1 pseudogene is annotated in these 660 nt (G+C 63.0%); it reads right to left on the bottom strand.

Annotated elements, in window-relative coordinates:
• Positions 1–643 (bottom strand): annotated as a pseudogene (locus tag K7W03_RS27595) (transposase); the annotation flags it as partial.
• Positions 644–660: the final 17 nt, after the last annotated feature.

Below are 660 nucleotides of genomic sequence, written 5' to 3'. Positions count from 1 at the left end.
TGATCATGGACGAAGTCCAGGCTCCATCGCTGGTTGGGTAGCGCCAGAACCGGAGCCGGTGCCCGTGCGCCGATGGCACGACGCCGGTTGCGCCTGCGTCGGACCGCCAGCTTCTCCTCGCTATAAAGACGCTGTGTCTTCTTCCGGTTGATCACCACGCCCTCCCGCCGCAGCAGGATGTGCAGCCGACGATAGCCAAACCGGCGGCGCTGCTGCGCAAGCTCGCGCAGCTTCGACCGAAGGTCAGCATCATCTTCCCGCTGTGACCGATAGCGCATGCTCTTCCGGTCAGCGCCGATAACACGGCACGCCCGCCGCTCGCTCATCCCCAGTACCGCCTGGAGACGAGCGACCGCCTCTCGCTTGGCAGCGGGCGTTACCAATTTTTTGCGAGAAGATCCTTCAGGCCGGCATTATCCAGCATCGCCTCGGCCAGCAGTCGCTTCAGCTTGGCGTTCTCGTCCTCAAGCGCCCGCAGCCGCTTGGCCTCCGAGACCTCCAGACCGCCATACTTGGCTTTCCAGTTGTAGATCGTCGCTTCCGACACGCCGTGGCGACGAGCCAAGTCGACAGTCTTCGCGCCAGCCTCCTGCTCCTTCAGCACGCCGATGATCTGCTCTTCTGTGAACCTTGCTCGCTTCATTCGTCCGTCCTTCCATC

Source organism: Sphingobium sp. PNB, assembly GCF_019873065.1.
GTDB lineage: Bacteria > Pseudomonadota > Alphaproteobacteria > Sphingomonadales > Sphingomonadaceae > Sphingobium > Sphingobium fuliginis.
The sequence above is the reverse complement of the archived record's forward strand: the minus strand, read 5'-3'. Positions and strand labels throughout refer to the sequence as shown.